A 14,000-nucleotide genomic window follows, 5' to 3' on the forward strand; every position below is an offset into this window, starting at 1 on the left:
GTTCAGCTCAGGGCGCTGCCGATGAAGTCCGCGGTCAGCGCCCCGATCTTCGCCACGTCCGGGTCGCCGCGCAGCGGCCCCTGCGTGGTCAGCACCGCCGTACCGTGCACGATCGACCAGATCGGGTACTCGATGCCCGGACGGCGGTGCGGGTCGAGCACCCCGGCCTCCACCAGTTCGTCGAGCGCGTCCCGGAGCAGCCCCAGCGGAGTGCGGTCCACCCCCGGGTAGGCGTGCTGCCGCGGGACCGCGAACGCGGTCGCGAACAGCCCGGGCTCCTGGTGCGCGAACTCCAGGTACGCCGCCCCGATCGCGGCCAGCCGTCGCTGCGCCGCGTCCGGGTTCCCGCGCTTGCCGCGGACCCGCGCGATCCCCGCGACCATCCGCTCGGCCAGCTCGTTCATCGCCGCCGCGCACACCTCGGCGAGCAACTCGTCGCGGTCGGCGAAGTGCCGGTACGCCGCGTTCGGCACGACGCCGACGCTCCGGGTCGCCTCCCGCAGTACGACGGCCTCCGGCCCGCCGGCTCGCGCCAGTTCGATCCCGGCAGCGACCAGCCCGGCCCGTACGTCGCCCCGCGCCCGCCGTCGCCGCGGTGCCTCCGCCGGTTCGCTCACCGGCTCAGGATAACAAGGTGGACAGTGTCCACTTTTCCGACGTAATGTGGACACTGTCCACTAAATCGGGAGGGTTCGATGGGAACGGTGTGGGTCACCGCCGACGAGTGGTTCGCCGGCGGCCGACGGATCGGGTACGACCCGGAGCACGCGCGGACGGGCGACGCCGGCGTACTCAAGGTCTTCGAACGGGCGACGCCGGCGGCCGGCGCCGACGCCGTGTGGCTGACGATGCTGCCGGGCTTCCCGGACGGGTCGTACGGCTGGGCGCAGGTGGACCACCTGCTGCCGGAGAGCCTCGGACCGCGGTTGTACGTCGAGCCGATCGGGCAGGGCGATTCTGACAAGCCGCGGCACTACCCACACTCGACGGCCGGGCGCGCCGATCTCGTCGAGGCGTTGTGGCGGCACCACGGGGTACGCCGTACCGTCGTGGTCACGTTCGACTACAGCTCGCTGGCGCTGCTGGAACTGCTCCGGCGGGACCTGGAGCCGACGATCGAGGCGGTCTTCATCGTCAACGGCGGGCTGTATGCCGACGCGCACACGCACCCTTGGCAGGGCACGCCGATGCTGCGGTCGCCGCTCGGTGTGCTCGGCGCGCGGGGGATCCAGCGATCGGTGGTGCCGTTCGTGAAGGGCTGGCAGCAGGCGCGGATGTACGCCCGCGACTACCGGCCGACGGACGCCGAGCTGACCGAGTTGTGGTCCGCGCTGACCCGCCGGGACGCGCGCGGTTCCTCCACGACGGCGCCGGTTTCGTGCGGGAACACCGCCGGAACGCGGACCGCTGGGACTTCGCGGCGATCGCCCGTTCGCTGGACGGATCGATCCCGTTGTACGTCGGCGGCAGTTCCGAGGACCCGTACGAGCACCGGCAGATCGATGCGACCCGCGAACGTGTTCCTGAGGCGCAGGTCATCACGTTCCCAGGCGGTCACCTGACCACCGCCGAACATCCGGACCTGCTGGCTTCCGCGATCGCCGAGATCGCGGCGCGGCACGGTGTGGGTCACGTCCCCTACCGGACCGGAACCGTCCAGCAGGACATCGCGAAGGCACTCGTTGCTGCGGGCAAAGACCTCGACGGGCTGAAGCCGGCGGAGCTGGCGATGCTGGAGGACTACCACACCGGTGGGCGGCTCGCGACCGCCCAACTCGTGGACCTGGCCGGGCTGACGCCGGACAGCTCGGTCCTCGACGCGGGTGCGGGCATCGGCGGTACGTCGCGCTACGTCGCCGACCGTTTCGGGTGCGACGTGACCGCCGTCGACCTGTCGGACGAGTACTGCGAGACCGCGAAGTGGCTCAACGGCCTCGTCGGCCTCCGGGTCGACGTACAGCGGGCCGATGTGACGGCCCTTCCGTTCGGCGACGCGTCGTACGACGTCGTGTTCAGCCAGCACGTCCAGATGAACGTGGCGGACAAGGACGCCCTGTACCGGGAGGCGGCGCGGGTCCTGAAGCCCGGCGGGCGGCTCGCGCTCTGGGATCTGGTGGTCGGCGACGGGCGGGACCTCGACTACCCGCTGCCGTGGGCCGATTCCGCCGTACACAGCCATCTGAGTACGCCCGCCGGCCTGCGCGCGGCGGTCGAGGCGGCCGGCCTCACCGTCGAGCACTGGGAGGACCTGACCGAGCAGGTCGGAGCGATCATGCGGTCACTGCCGCCGAGTCCGCTCGGCCTGCAGGCGTTCGTCCCCGGCTTCCGCGAACGCGTCCAGCACCTCACCGAGGCGCTGGCCGACGGCCGGCTGCGAGCAATCCAGGCGCTGGCGCGACAGAAGATCTCTGACTAAGGTCAGAGAATGGGTGTCGTCGAGGTGCGGCGGTTCAATCGCTTGGTGACGCAGCGCGTCGGCGCGTTGCAGGAGGACTACCTGGCGCGCGGACGGCCGCTCGGCGCGGACCGGGTCCTGTGGGAGATCGGCGCGGACGGCTGCGATGTCCGGTCGCTGCGCGCTCGTCTCGACCTCGACTCCGGATACCTGAGCCGGTTGCTGCGCTCGCTCGAGCGCGCCGGGCTGGTGCGGGTCGAGCCCGGCGCGACGGACGCCCGGGTACGGATGGCCCGGCTGACCGCGGCGGGTGCGGCTGAGTGGAAGGTGCTCGACGAGCGGTCGGACGAGCTGGCCGCGTCGATCCTGGAGCCGTTGAGCCCGGCGCAGCAGGAGCGGCTGGTGGCCGCGATGGACGAGGTCACCCGCCTGCTGACGGCCTCGATGGTGAGGGTCGAGGTGGTCGACCCGCGGCTGCCGGTCGCGCAGTACTGCCTGACCGAGTACTTCGCCGAACTCGGACGGCGGTTCGACGACGGGTTCGACCGCGGCCGGAGCATCTCGGCGGACAACGACGAGCTGACGCCGCCGGCCGGATTGTTGCTGGTGGCAACGTTGCGGTCGGAGCCGGCCGGCTGCGGTGCGCTCAAGTTGCACGGCCCGGAGCCGGCCGAGATCAAACGCATGTGGGTTTCACCGGAGGCCCGCGGGCTGGGCCTCGGTCGCCGGCTGCTGACCGAGCTCGAACACGCCGCCGCCGCGCACGGCGCCCCCGCCGTACGGCTGGAAACCAACCGGACCCTCACCGAGGCGATCGCGCTCTACCGCACCTCCGGCTACCAGGAGGTCGCACCCTTCAACGAGGAGCCCTACGCCCACCACTGGTTCCAAAAGCCCCTGACGCCCTGAACCTGGCCCGGGTTGGGGAGGATTTCTTCCCGGATGGGCACGAAATCCTCCCCAACTTGGATTTAGGGGTGTTGGAGTTGGCCTAGGAGGCCGTGGGATTCGCCGTCGGTGCCGGCGGAGAACCACAGGACGTCGGTGCCGCCCGTGGTTTGCGTGCCCTGCAGGAGTGCCCAGAGGCCGTCGATCGCCAGTGGCTTGCCGGTCGTGTCGCGGACCTGGCCGGCGGGCTCGAAGCGGTGCCGGGACTTCGGGACCAGGATGTTGATCCGGCCGTCGCCGAAATTGCCGACCAGCAGGGTTCCGGCCGGAGCACCCCAGCCGGCCGGGGCCATCGCCATACCCCACGGAGCGTTCAGCGAGCCGCGCGTCGCGACCCGGGTGATCAGCCGGCCGTCGGTGCTGTACTCGTCGACGAACCCGCGCCCGCGGCCGTCGATCTCGTCACCGGTCATCGCGTTCACCTTCGCGTACGAGACGAAGATCCGGCCGTCCAGCGCCTGCACGTTGAACGGACCGTACGACGCCGGCACGTGCCGGTCGCGGAACGCCCACGCCGGCAGCTTCACCGGCATGAACGAACTGTCGAACACGTCGATCCGGTGCTGCGTGAAGTTGGCGGCGTACAACTGGTTCCCGGCCAGCGCGAGGCCCTTGTACTTCGCGCCCGGCGTCGTGGCCTTGATCTCGGCCGGGCCGGTCGGCAGATCGACCAGCCGGCTCCAGGCCGCGATCTGGCCGTCCTCCCCGGCGAAGATGAAGTTGGCCGGTGCGCTGGTGGTGCCGTTGCTGAGCACGAACCCGGTGCCCGGGTTGTTCACCTGCCCGGTCGGCGACGGCACCCTCGGCTCGACCGGCAACTTCGCGATCGTGCCCGAGCCCGGCGCGGACGAGTACAGCGTCGACGTCGACGTACCGTTGTTGGACACCCACAACGGGGTGGTGGCGCCGAGCGAGAGACCCCACGGGTTCACCAGGTCGGGGTCCTGGAGTACGGCTTTGCCGGCTTGGTCGGAGACGAGATTGACCTGCCGTACGGCGAGCTGGTGCGACGGACCGGTCGCGTCGGCGGTCGCGGGCACGGCCAGTGCAAGGCTGCCGGCGAACGCGGTCGCAACTGCGAGTGCGCGCAAGGACATGACACTTCCCCCTAGATCGGGATGTGGACGCTCTCGATACGTCCCGCGGCGGCACCTGGTTCAAGGCCGCTCGTACCGGAAGTGGATATTGGTCCGGCCGGGCGTCGCTGGATAGCGTCTCGGGCATGAGGATCCGTGTTGTCGATGCGTTTGCCGAACGAGCCTTCACCGGAAATCCCGCCGGAGTCTGCGTGCTCGAGGCCGGTGACTGGCCGGACGAGGCGTGGATGCAGAGCGTGGCCGCGGAGCTGAACCACGCGGAGACCGCCTTCGTCCGGCCGTCCGAGCGGGCGGACGCGGACTGGGACCTGCGCTGGTTCACGCCGACGCTGGAGGAGCGGCTGTGTGGTCACGCGACCCTCGCGACCACGCACGCTCTGGCCGCGGACGGGAAGGTGTCGGGGAAGGTCTCGTTCGCAACCCTCAGCGGGATCCTGACCGCGACGGTCGCGGAGGACGGGATCACGCTGGACTTCCCGGTCAACCTGCCTGTCGCCACACCTGTGCCGGACGGGTTGGCGGCGGCGATCCAGACCGAGCCGCTCGAGACCTACGTGACCGGCGAACTGCGAGACCTGCTCGTCGTCGTGCGGGACGAGGCGACCGTGCGGGCGGTCGTCCCGGACTACGACGTACTGGCCGACATCATCGAGCGCGGACGGCTGCGCGGGGTGATCGTCACCGCTGCGGGCTCGGAGTACGACTTCGTGTCGCGCTTCTTCGCACCAGGCAGCGGCATCCCCGAGGACCCGGTCACCGGCAGCGCCCACACCAGCCTCGCCCCCTACTGGTCCACCCGCCTCGGCCGACCCCACCTCACCGGCTACCAGGCATCCCCCCGCGGCGGCGTCGTACACGTGGTCCCGTCCGGCGACCGCGTCCACCTCAAGGGCCAAGCAATCACCGTCCTCGACGGCGAGCTGTACGTCTGAGGTACCAGCCCCCGCGAGCGGCTGCGGAGCACGCGGGGGTGTACCCGATCCGTCCCTCGGCGTGGTTGTCAGGCCCAGGTTTCGGCGTGGGTGGCGGTGCCGTTGGGGGCGATGAGTTCGGTGATGACGTCTTCGGCGTCGGCGTCGAGGGGTTCGAAGGGGGGTTCGGGGACCACGTAGGCGCGGGCGCCGGCGATGAGTTCGGTGCCGGGGAGGTCGAACCAGGCCTCGCCGACCTCGCGGCTGATCTCGTAGATGGCCTGTTCGGCGCTGTCGACGGGCTCGCGGTCGCCGGACTCGTCGAGTTCGGCGGGGTGGCGTTCCTGGGCGGCGCGGCCGGCCTCGAGGAGTTCGTCGAGGTCGACGATGCGGAGGTCGAAGCGGGAGACCACGCTGATCAGCTGGTCCGGCTCGGTCGCCTCGTCGTCCTCGTCGTCGACGGAGTCGTCGAGCAGCAGGGCCGTCGTACCGGTGTGTTCGAAGACGGCGTCGTTCCAGTCCTCGACGACGCCTTCGAGGGCCGCGTTGTGTTCGAACAGGGTGGTGTGGTCCTCGTCGCCGGTCATCGCGAGCAGCGCGTCGGTGTGCGCCTGGAGGCGCTCGGCGAGTTTGCGGCTGGCCTCGGCCAGCGCGGCCCGGGACTCCGCGGAGAAGAACTGCTCGGCGGTGGCGGGGGTGTCCAGTTCAGTCACGTGCGGAATCTTTCCTTCGCTGTCGGTGGAGATGCCAGCCGTAAGTATGTGAGAAGCCTGTGAGAGCTGTGTCGGCGGGTGTGAGAGACCTGCGAGAACCCTCCTGACGAGGCAGTCAGCGATGTGCAGTGGAGGCATGAACGCCGAGAACATCGCAGGCCTGGTAGTGGCTGCTGCGCTGGTCCTCTACCTGATCGCCGCCCTGATCTTTCCCGAGAGGTTCTGATGTCCGACACCTCGGCCGGCCTGTTACAGGTCGGCTTCCTGATCCTGTGCCTGGCGGCGGTCTACCGACCGCTCGGCGGGTACATGGCTCGTGTTTACACGTCCGAGCGCGACCTGCGTGTCGAGCGCGCCGGCTACAAGCTGTTCGGCGTCGACGCCAAGGCCGACCAGACCTGGGGCGTGTACGCCCGGGCGCTGATCGCGTTCTCGGCGGCGAGTCTGGTGCTGCTGTTCCTGATGCAGCGCCTGCAGCACTGGCTGCCGCTCTCGCTCGGCCTGCCGAACGTACCGTCCGGCCTGGCCTTCAACACCGCGGCGTCGTTCGTCGCGAACACGAACTGGCAGTCGTACTCGCCTGAGGTGACGATGGGCTACCTGGTCCAGTTCGCCGGGCTCGCGGTGCAGAACTTCGTGTCCGCGGCCGTCGGGATGACCGTGGTGATCGCGCTGATCCGCGGCTTCACCCGGTCGAAGACCGAGCGGGTCGGCAACTTCTGGGTGGACCTGACCCGGACGCTGTTCCGGATCCTGCTCCCGATGGCGGTGATCGGCGGGCTCGCGCTGGTCGCGATGGGCGTCGTACAGAACTTCTCCGCCGGGCACGAGGTCACCTCGGTGGTCGGCCAGGCGCAGACCGTCCCGGGTGGGCCGGTGGCTAGCCAGGAGGTGATCAAGGAGCTCGGCACGAACGGCGGCGGGTTCTACAACGCGAACTCCGCGCACCCGTTCGAGAACCCGAACGGCCTGTCGAACCTGTTCGAGATCTTCCTGCTGCTGGTGATCCCGGTGTGCCTCACCAGGACGTTCGGCCTGATGCTGAAGGACAAGCGGCAGGGCTACGCGATCCTCGGCGTGATGGGCACGATCTGGACCGCCTTCGTCGTCCTCGCCACGGTGTTCGAGACCCAGGGCGCCGGTACGGCGACCCGGGCCGCGGGCGCCGCGATGGAGGGCAAGGAGACCCGCTTCGGCGAATGGGCCTCGACGCTGTTCGCGGTCTCCACCACCGGTACGTCGACCGGCGCGGTGAACGCGGCGCACGACTCGTTCACGCCGCTCGGCGGCGGCGTACCGCTGGTGCACATGATGCTCGGCGAGGTGACGCCGGGCGGTACCGGATCGGGCCTGTACGGGATGCTGATCCTCGCCGTACTCGCGGTCTTCGTCGCCGGCCTGATGGTCGGGCGGACCCCGGAGTACCTGCGGAAGAAGATCACCGCTCGCGAGATGAAGCTCGTCGCGCTGTACATCCTCACCACGCCGACGATCGTGCTGGTCGGTACGTCGCTGGCGATGGGGCTGGCGTCGGCCCGGGGCTCGATCTTCAACACCGGCAGCCCGCACGGCTTCTCCGAGGTGCTGTACGCGTTCACGTCGGCGGCCAACAACAACGGCAGCGCGTTCGGCGGGCTGAGCGCGAACACGAACTTCTACAACGTGGCGCTCGGGCTCGCGATGCTGCTCGGCCGGTTCGTGCCGATCGTGTTCGTCCTGGCGCTGGCCGGCTCGCTCGCGAAGCAGCAGCCGGTACCGGTGACCCAGGGCACGCTGCCCACCCACAAGGCCCTGTTCGTGACGCTGCTGGTCGGCACCGTCGTGATCGTGACCGGCCTGACGTACTTCCCCGCCCTGACCCTTGGACCCCTCGCGGAGGGACTGTGACCACGCTGATGAACCCGCCTGCCTCGAAGCCGGCGGTGACCCCGAAGAGAGCACCGTCGGGTCTGTTCGACCCGAAGATGCTGCTCCGTTCCCTGCCGGACGCGCTGAAGAAGCTCGATCCGCGGGTGATGGTGAAGAACCCGGTCATGTTCGTGGTCGAGGTGGGTGCGGTCGCGTCGACGGTGTTCGCGTTCACCGACTCCAGCGTGTTCGTCTGGTGGATCGTGGTCTGGCTCTGGCTGACCGTGATCTTCGCGAACCTCGCGGAGGCGGTCGCCGAAGGCCGCGGCAAGGCCCAGGCCGAGACGCTGCGCCGGGCCAAGACCGAGACCACCGCTCGCAGACTTCTCGGCGACGAAGAGGAAGAGGTGCCGGCGACCCAGCTGCGGCTGGGCGACCTGGTCGTCGTCGAGGCCGGCCAGATCATCCCGGGCGACGGGGACGTCGTCGAGGGCGTGGCGTCGGTGGACGAGTCGGCGATCACCGGCGAGTCGGCTCCGGTGATCCGGGAGTCCGGCGGCGACCGGAGCGCGGTCACCGGCGGTACGAAGGTGCTGTCGGACCGGATCGTCGTGAAGATCACCACCAAGCCCGGCGAGAGCTTCATCGACCGGATGATCGCGCTGGTCGAGGGCGCCGCCCGGCAGAAGACCCCGAACGAGATCGCGCTGAACATCCTGCTGGCCAGCCTGACCATCGTGTTCCTGGTCGCCACCGTCACGCTGCCGCCGTTCGCGAAGTACGCCCGGATCGACCTGAACGTCGTGATCCTGGTGGCCCTGCTGGTCTGCCTGATCCCGACCACGATCGGCGCGCTGCTGTCCGCGATCGGGATCGCCGGCATGGACCGGCTGGTGCAGCGCAACGTACTGGCGATGTCCGGCCGCGCGGTCGAGGCCGCCGGCGACGTGAACACCCTGCTGCTGGACAAGACCGGCACGATCACGCTGGGGAACCGGCAGGCGGCCGAGTTCATCCCGGTCGCCGGTGTGTCCGACACCGAGCTGGCCGACGCGGCCCAGCTCTCCAGCCTGGCCGACGAGACGCCGGAAGGCCGGTCGATCGTCGTACTGGCGAAGACCGGGTACGGGCTGCGCGAGCGGCACACCGGAGAGTTGCCGCACGCAACGTTCGTGGAGTTCACCGCGCAGACCCGGATGAGCGGCGTGGACGTCGACAACCGGCAGATCCGCAAGGGCGCGGCCGGTGCCGTGAACGCGTGGATCGGGCAGCACGGCGGTACGACGGACGCGCAGCTCGGCGAGATCGTCGACGGCATCTCCGCGTCGGGCGGTACGCCGCTGGTCGTTGCCGAGAGCATCGACGGTACGGCGCGGGCGCTCGGCGTGATCCACCTCAAGGACGTGGTCAAGGCGGGCATGCGGGAGCGGTTCGACCAGATGCGCGCGATGGGCATCCGGACCGTGATGATCACCGGCGACAACGCGCTGACCGCGAAGGCGATCGCCGACGAGGCCGGGGTCGACGACTTCCTGGCCGAGGCGACGCCCGAGGACAAGATGGCGCTGATCAAGAAGGAGCAGGAGGGCGGCCGGCTGGTCGCGATGACCGGTGACGGCACCAACGACGCGCCCGCGCTCGCGCAGGCCGACGTCGGCGTCGCGATGAACTCCGGTACGTCGGCCGCAAAGGAGGCCGGCAACATGGTCGACCTCGACTCCAACCCGACCAAGCTGATCGAGATCGTCGAGATCGGCAAGCAGTTGCTGATCACCCGCGGTTCGCTGACCACGTTCTCGATCGCGAACGACGTGGCGAAGTACTTCGCGATCCTGCCGGCGCTGTTCGCCTCGGCGTACCCGGGGTTGGCGAAGCTGAACATCATGGGCCTGCACTCGCCGCAGTCGGCGATCGTGTCCGCGATCGTGTTCAACGCGCTGATCATCGTGCTGCTGGTGCCGCTGGCGCTGCGCGGCGTGCGGTACAAGCCGTCGTCTGCGTCGGCGATGCTGCGCCGGAACCTGCTGATCTACGGCGTCGGCGGCCTGATCTCGCCGTTCGTCGGTATCAAGCTCCTCGACCTGGTGATCTCGCTGATCCCCGGTCTCCGCTAACTGTGTTTGATTGTTGAAGGGGTAGTTGTCAATGACAAGCAATCTGCGTCAACTCGGTGTGGCGGTCCGGGTGCTGCTGGTGTTCACCGTGGTCCTCGGCGTCGTGTACCCGCTGTTCATGACCGGCGCCGCGCAGGCGCTGTTCCACGGGAACGCCAACGGTTCGATCGTCACGGTGAACGGCAAGCCGGTCGCCTCCGACCTGATCGGCCAGGAGTACAAGGGCGCCCAGTGGTTCCAGACCAGGCCGTCGGCCGTGAACTACAACGGGGAAGGCAGCGGCGCGTCGCAGTACGGACCGAACAACCCGGAGCTGGTCAAGCTGATCGACCAGCGGCGGCAGGAGGTCGCCAAATTCAACGGCGTCGCACCGGCACAGGTTCCGCCGGACGCGGTCACCGCGAGCGGCAGCGGGCTCGACCCGGGCATCAGCCCGGCGTACGCCGCGATCCAGGTCGCGCGGGTGGCGCGCGAGCGTGGGTTGTCCGTGGACCGGGTGAAGCAGCTGGTGAAGGACAACACGCACGGCCGCGTCCTGGGCTTCCTGGGGGAGCCGTACGTCAATGTCGTCACGCTCAACGCGGCGCTGGCATGATCGCAGTATGAAGCGCGGGCACCTGCGGGTCTATCTCGGTGCCGCGCCCGGTGTCGGCAAGACGTACAAGATGCTGGGCGAGGGCCGGCGCCGGCATGCCCGTGGGACCGACGTCGTGGTCGGGCTCGTCGAGACGCACGGGCGGGAGCACACCGCCGAGATGCTCGAAGGGCTCGAGGTGGTGCCGCGGCGGATCGTCGACTACCGCGGTGCCAGCTTCACCGAGCTGGACCTGGACGCCGTACTGGCCCGGCGGCCCGAGGTCGCGCTGGTCGACGAGCTGGCGCACACGAACATCCCGGGCAGCCGGAACGAGAAGCGCTGGCAGGACATCGAGGAGCTGCTGGCCGCCGGGATTGACGTGATCTCGGCGGTCAACATCCAGCACCTCGAGTCGATCAACGACGTGGTCGAGAAGATCACCGGCGTACCGCAGCAGGAGACCGTCCCGGACCGGGTGGTCCGGGCCGCGGACCAGATCGAGCTGGTCGACATGACGCCGGAGGCGCTGCGCCGGCGGATGGCGCACGGCAACGTGTACGCTGCCGACAAGATCGACGCTGCCCTGGGCAACTACTTCCGGGTCGGCAACCTGTCCGCGCTCCGGGAGCTCGCGCTGCTCTGGCTGGCGGACCGGGTCGACGCCGGCCTGCAGCAGTACCGCGCCGAGCACGACATCGACTCCACCTGGGAGGCCCGGGAGCGGGTCGTGGTCGCGCTCACCGGCGGGCCCGAGGGCGAGACGCTGATCCGGCGGGCCGCCAGGATCGCGGCCCGGTCGTCCGGCGGGGACCTGCTCGCCGTCCACGTGGCCCGCTCCGACGGGCTGACCGGCGCGAACCCGAGCAAGCTCGCCGAGCAGCGGAACCTGGTCGAGCAGCTCGGCGGCACCTACCACCAGGTCGTCGGCGACGACATCCCGGCCGCGCTGCTGACCTTCGCGAAGGCGGAGAACGCGACCCAGCTGGTCCTCGGCGGATCTCGCCGCAGCCGCGTCTCGACCCTGCTCACCGGTCCCGGGATCGGGTCGACGACGATCCGTGACTCCGGCGACATCGACGTACACATCGTCACGCACTCGCTGATGGGCCGGGGACGGTTGCCGCGGATGCGGGGGAGCTTGTCCCGGAAGCGGAAGATCCAGGGGTTCGTCCTGGCGATCGTCCTGCAGCCACTGCTCGCGCTGGTCCTCGGGCTCGGCGGCGACACGCTGAACCTGACCAGCAACGTGCTGGCGTTCCTGCTCGCGGTCGTGATCGTGGCGCTGGTCGGCGGGATGTGGCCGGCGATGCTGACCGCGATCGCGGGATCGCTGGTCCTGAACTGGTTCTTCACGCCGCCGAAGCGGACCTTCACGATCGCCGAGCTGAACAACGCGCTGGCGCTGCTGATCTTCATCCTGGTCGCGGCGATGGTGAGTACGGTCGTGGACCGGGCGGCGCGGCGGACCAGACAGGCGGCCCGGGCGGCCGCGGAGTCGGAGACGCTGGCGACCCTGGCCGGTTCGGTACTGCGGGGCGAGACCGCGCTGCCCGCCCTGCTGGAGCGGGTCCGCGAGGCGTTCGGGATGACCGGCGCGTGCCTGATGGAGCGGGTCGACGAGGACGAGCTGACTGAGGAATGGCGGCCGCTCGCGTCCACCGGCGTACTCACGTGCACCCGGCCCGAGGAGGCGGACGCGGAGATCCCGGCGCGCGACGACCTGGTGCTGGTGCTGCAGGGGCATCAGCTGGAGGCGGACGAACGGCGGCTGGTCGGCGCGTTCGCGGCGCACGCGGCAGCGCTCGTCGATCGCGCCCGGCTGAGCGAGGCGGCCGCGGAGGCGAAGCCGCTGGCCGAGGCCGACAAGCTCCGTACGGCGTTGCTCCGGGCGGTCGGGCACGACCTGCGGTCCCCGCTGGCGTCGGCGAAGGCCTCGGTGACGTCACTGCGCAGCGACGACGTGGAGTGGAGCGAGTCCGAGCGGGCCGAGCTGCTGGAGACGGCGGACGAATCGCTGGACCGGCTGTCGCGGCTGGTGGACAACCTGCTGGACCTGAGTCGCCTGCAGGCCGGCGTACTGCCCGTGTTCACGCGGCCGATGGCGCTCGACGAGATCCTCCCCGGCGTACTGTCCGAGGTCGGTGACGACGCCGACCAGGTGACCGTGGACATCCCGCACACGCTCCCGCTGGTCGAGGCGGATCCGGCGCTGCTCGAGCGCGTGGTCGCGAACCTGCTCGCGAACGCGATCCGGTACTCGCCGCCCGGACGGCCGCCGCTGGTCACCGGGAGCGCGCTCGGCGCCACCGTCGAGGTCCGGGTGATCGACCGCGGCCCGGGGATCCCGCAGCAGCACCGGGACCGGGTGTTCGCGCCGTTCCAGCGGCTCGGCGACACCGACAACACGGTCGGCGTCGGGCTCGGGCTGGCGCTCGCCCGCGGCCTCGCCGAGGCGATGCACGGCACCCTGCAGCCCGAGGACACGCCAGGTGGTGGACTGACGATGGTGGTCTCGATTCCCGCGGCGCAGGCCTCGGAGACCCCGGTTCCAGGCGCCCGCGAAAGGTCAGGAGAGATCGAATGACCAGGGTCCTCGTGGTGGACGACGAGCCGCAGATCGTGCGGGCGTTACAGATCAACCTGAAGGCGCGGGGGTACGAGGTGCACCTGGCCGGCACCGGTACGGCGGCGTTGAAGGTGGCGGCGCAGCACCCGCCGGAGCTGGTGATCCTCGACCTCGGGCTGCCGGACTTCGATGGCGTCGACGTGATCCGCGGGCTGCGCGGGTGGACCGACGCGCCGATCCTGGTGCTGTCCGGGCGGACCGACCAGACCGACAAGGTGGAGGCGCTGGACGCCGGCGCCGACGACTACGTGACGAAACCGTTCGGGATCGACGAGCTGCTCGCCCGGATGCGCGCCGTACTGCGCCGCAGCAACATCGCCCAGGACCAGCCGATGGTCACCGTCGGCGGTATCGCGGTCGACCTCGCCGCGAAGCGCGTCACGCTGGAGACCGGCGAGGACATCCGGCTCACCCCGACCGAGTGGCACCTGCTGGAGGTGCTCGTCCGCAACCCCGGCAAGCTCCTCTCGCAACGCCAGCTGCTCACCGAGGTGTGGGGCCCCGGCTATGAGACGGCCAGCGGCAACCTGCGCTTCTACATGGGCCAGCTCCGTCGCAAACTCGAACCCGACCCCGCCCGCCCGAAGCACCTCCTCACCGAACCAGGCATGGGCTACCGCTTCGAACCGTGAAAGCTCGGACCGCCAGGCCATCACAATGAGCGCCCGGCGGCCCGCCGCCCGCTCATCGGCCGGCGGAGCGGCCGATTGTGATGGCCTGGGCGTCCGTTTCGTTCAAGACTGGTGCGGCCGACGTGGGGGAGGGTGTGGG

Annotated in this window: 13 protein-coding genes; 10 read left to right on the forward strand and 3 right to left on the reverse strand. The window is 70.0% G+C overall.

Going from position 1 to position 14,000, the window contains the following annotated elements; genetic code table 11:
- Positions 1-2: 2 nt before the first annotated feature.
- The gene (locus ACQHIV_RS32205; RefSeq protein WP_427887638.1) at positions 3-617 is read right to left on the reverse strand and encodes a TetR/AcrR family transcriptional regulator; all 615 of its coding nucleotides are present in this window, start codon (positions 615-617) and stop codon (positions 3-5) included.
- A 78-nt stretch (positions 618-695) separates the two neighbouring features.
- Here ACQHIV_RS32205 and ACQHIV_RS32210 point away from each other — a divergent pair, with 78 nt between their 5' ends.
- The 3 genes from ACQHIV_RS32210 to ACQHIV_RS32220 all read left to right on the forward strand — a co-directional run bounded on the left by ACQHIV_RS32210 (position 696) and on the right by ACQHIV_RS32220 (position 3,304).
- On the forward strand, positions 696-1,562 hold the full coding sequence (locus ACQHIV_RS32210) for an alpha/beta fold hydrolase (protein ID WP_427887639.1): 867 nt from the start codon (positions 696-698) through the stop codon (positions 1,560-1,562).
- A 167-nt stretch (positions 1,563-1,729) separates the two neighbouring features.
- Positions 1,730-2,416: a class I SAM-dependent methyltransferase gene (locus tag ACQHIV_RS32215; RefSeq protein WP_427896606.1), complete on the forward strand. Its 687-nt coding sequence runs from the start codon at positions 1,730-1,732 to the stop codon at positions 2,414-2,416.
- A 9-nt stretch (positions 2,417-2,425) separates the two neighbouring features.
- The gene (locus ACQHIV_RS32220) at positions 2,426-3,304 is read left to right on the forward strand and encodes a GNAT family N-acetyltransferase (RefSeq protein WP_427887641.1); all 879 of its coding nucleotides are present in this window, start codon (positions 2,426-2,428) and stop codon (positions 3,302-3,304) included.
- Between the two features lie 62 nt (positions 3,305-3,366).
- Here ACQHIV_RS32220 and ACQHIV_RS32225 read toward each other — a convergent pair whose 3' ends face one another.
- A complete protein-coding gene (locus ACQHIV_RS32225; protein WP_427887643.1) occupies positions 3,367-4,440 on the reverse strand; it encodes a TIGR03118 family protein in 1,074 nt (357 codons plus the stop codon).
- Positions 4,441-4,565: 125 nt separating this feature from the next.
- Here ACQHIV_RS32225 and ACQHIV_RS32230 point away from each other — a divergent pair, with 125 nt between their 5' ends.
- Positions 4,566-5,372, forward strand: coding sequence for a PhzF family phenazine biosynthesis protein (locus ACQHIV_RS32230; RefSeq protein ID WP_427887644.1), 807 nt, complete (start codon positions 4,566-4,568; stop codon positions 5,370-5,372).
- Positions 5,373-5,440: 68 nt separating this feature from the next.
- Here the strand turns inward: ACQHIV_RS32230 and ACQHIV_RS32235 are convergent, their stop codons facing one another.
- Entirely contained in the window at positions 5,441-6,064 is a 624-nt protein-coding gene (locus ACQHIV_RS32235; protein WP_427887646.1) for a hypothetical protein, read from the reverse strand.
- 136 nt (positions 6,065-6,200) lie between these two features.
- Between ACQHIV_RS32235 and kdpF the strand changes: the two genes are divergently transcribed.
- The 6 genes from kdpF to ACQHIV_RS32265 are packed head-to-tail and all read left to right on the forward strand — an operon-like array spanning position 6,201 to position 13,861.
- A complete protein-coding gene (kdpF, locus tag ACQHIV_RS32240; RefSeq protein ID WP_184839334.1) occupies positions 6,201-6,290 on the forward strand; it encodes a K(+)-transporting ATPase subunit F in 90 nt (29 codons plus the stop codon).
- On the forward strand, positions 6,290-7,951 hold the full coding sequence (gene kdpA, locus ACQHIV_RS32245; protein ID WP_427887649.1) for a potassium-transporting ATPase subunit KdpA: 1,662 nt from the start codon (positions 6,290-6,292) through the stop codon (positions 7,949-7,951). The genes kdpF and kdpA overlap by 1 nt, the downstream gene beginning before the upstream one ends.
- Before the next feature lie 8 nt (positions 7,952-7,959).
- Positions 7,960-10,026, forward strand: a complete 2,067-nt coding sequence (gene kdpB / locus ACQHIV_RS32250; protein ID WP_427896608.1) for a potassium-transporting ATPase subunit KdpB — start codon at positions 7,960-7,962, stop codon at positions 10,024-10,026.
- Between the two features lie 25 nt (positions 10,027-10,051).
- Positions 10,052-10,621, forward strand: a complete 570-nt coding sequence (gene kdpC / locus ACQHIV_RS32255; protein ID WP_427887651.1) for a potassium-transporting ATPase subunit KdpC — start codon at positions 10,052-10,054, stop codon at positions 10,619-10,621.
- A 7-nt stretch (positions 10,622-10,628) separates the two neighbouring features.
- Positions 10,629-13,187 (forward strand): DUF4118 domain-containing protein, encoded by a 2,559-nt coding sequence (locus ACQHIV_RS32260; protein ID WP_427887652.1) that lies wholly within the window; start codon positions 10,629-10,631, stop codon positions 13,185-13,187.
- Complete coding sequence (locus ACQHIV_RS32265) at positions 13,184-13,861, forward strand: response regulator (protein ID WP_427887654.1); 678 nt, start codon at positions 13,184-13,186, stop codon at positions 13,859-13,861. Before ACQHIV_RS32260 ends, ACQHIV_RS32265 begins: the two co-directional genes overlap by 4 nt.
- Positions 13,862-14,000: the final 139 nt, after the last annotated feature.

The organism is Kribbella polygonati, from assembly GCF_050320105.1.
Taxonomy (GTDB): domain Bacteria; phylum Actinomycetota; class Actinomycetes; order Propionibacteriales; family Kribbellaceae; genus Kribbella.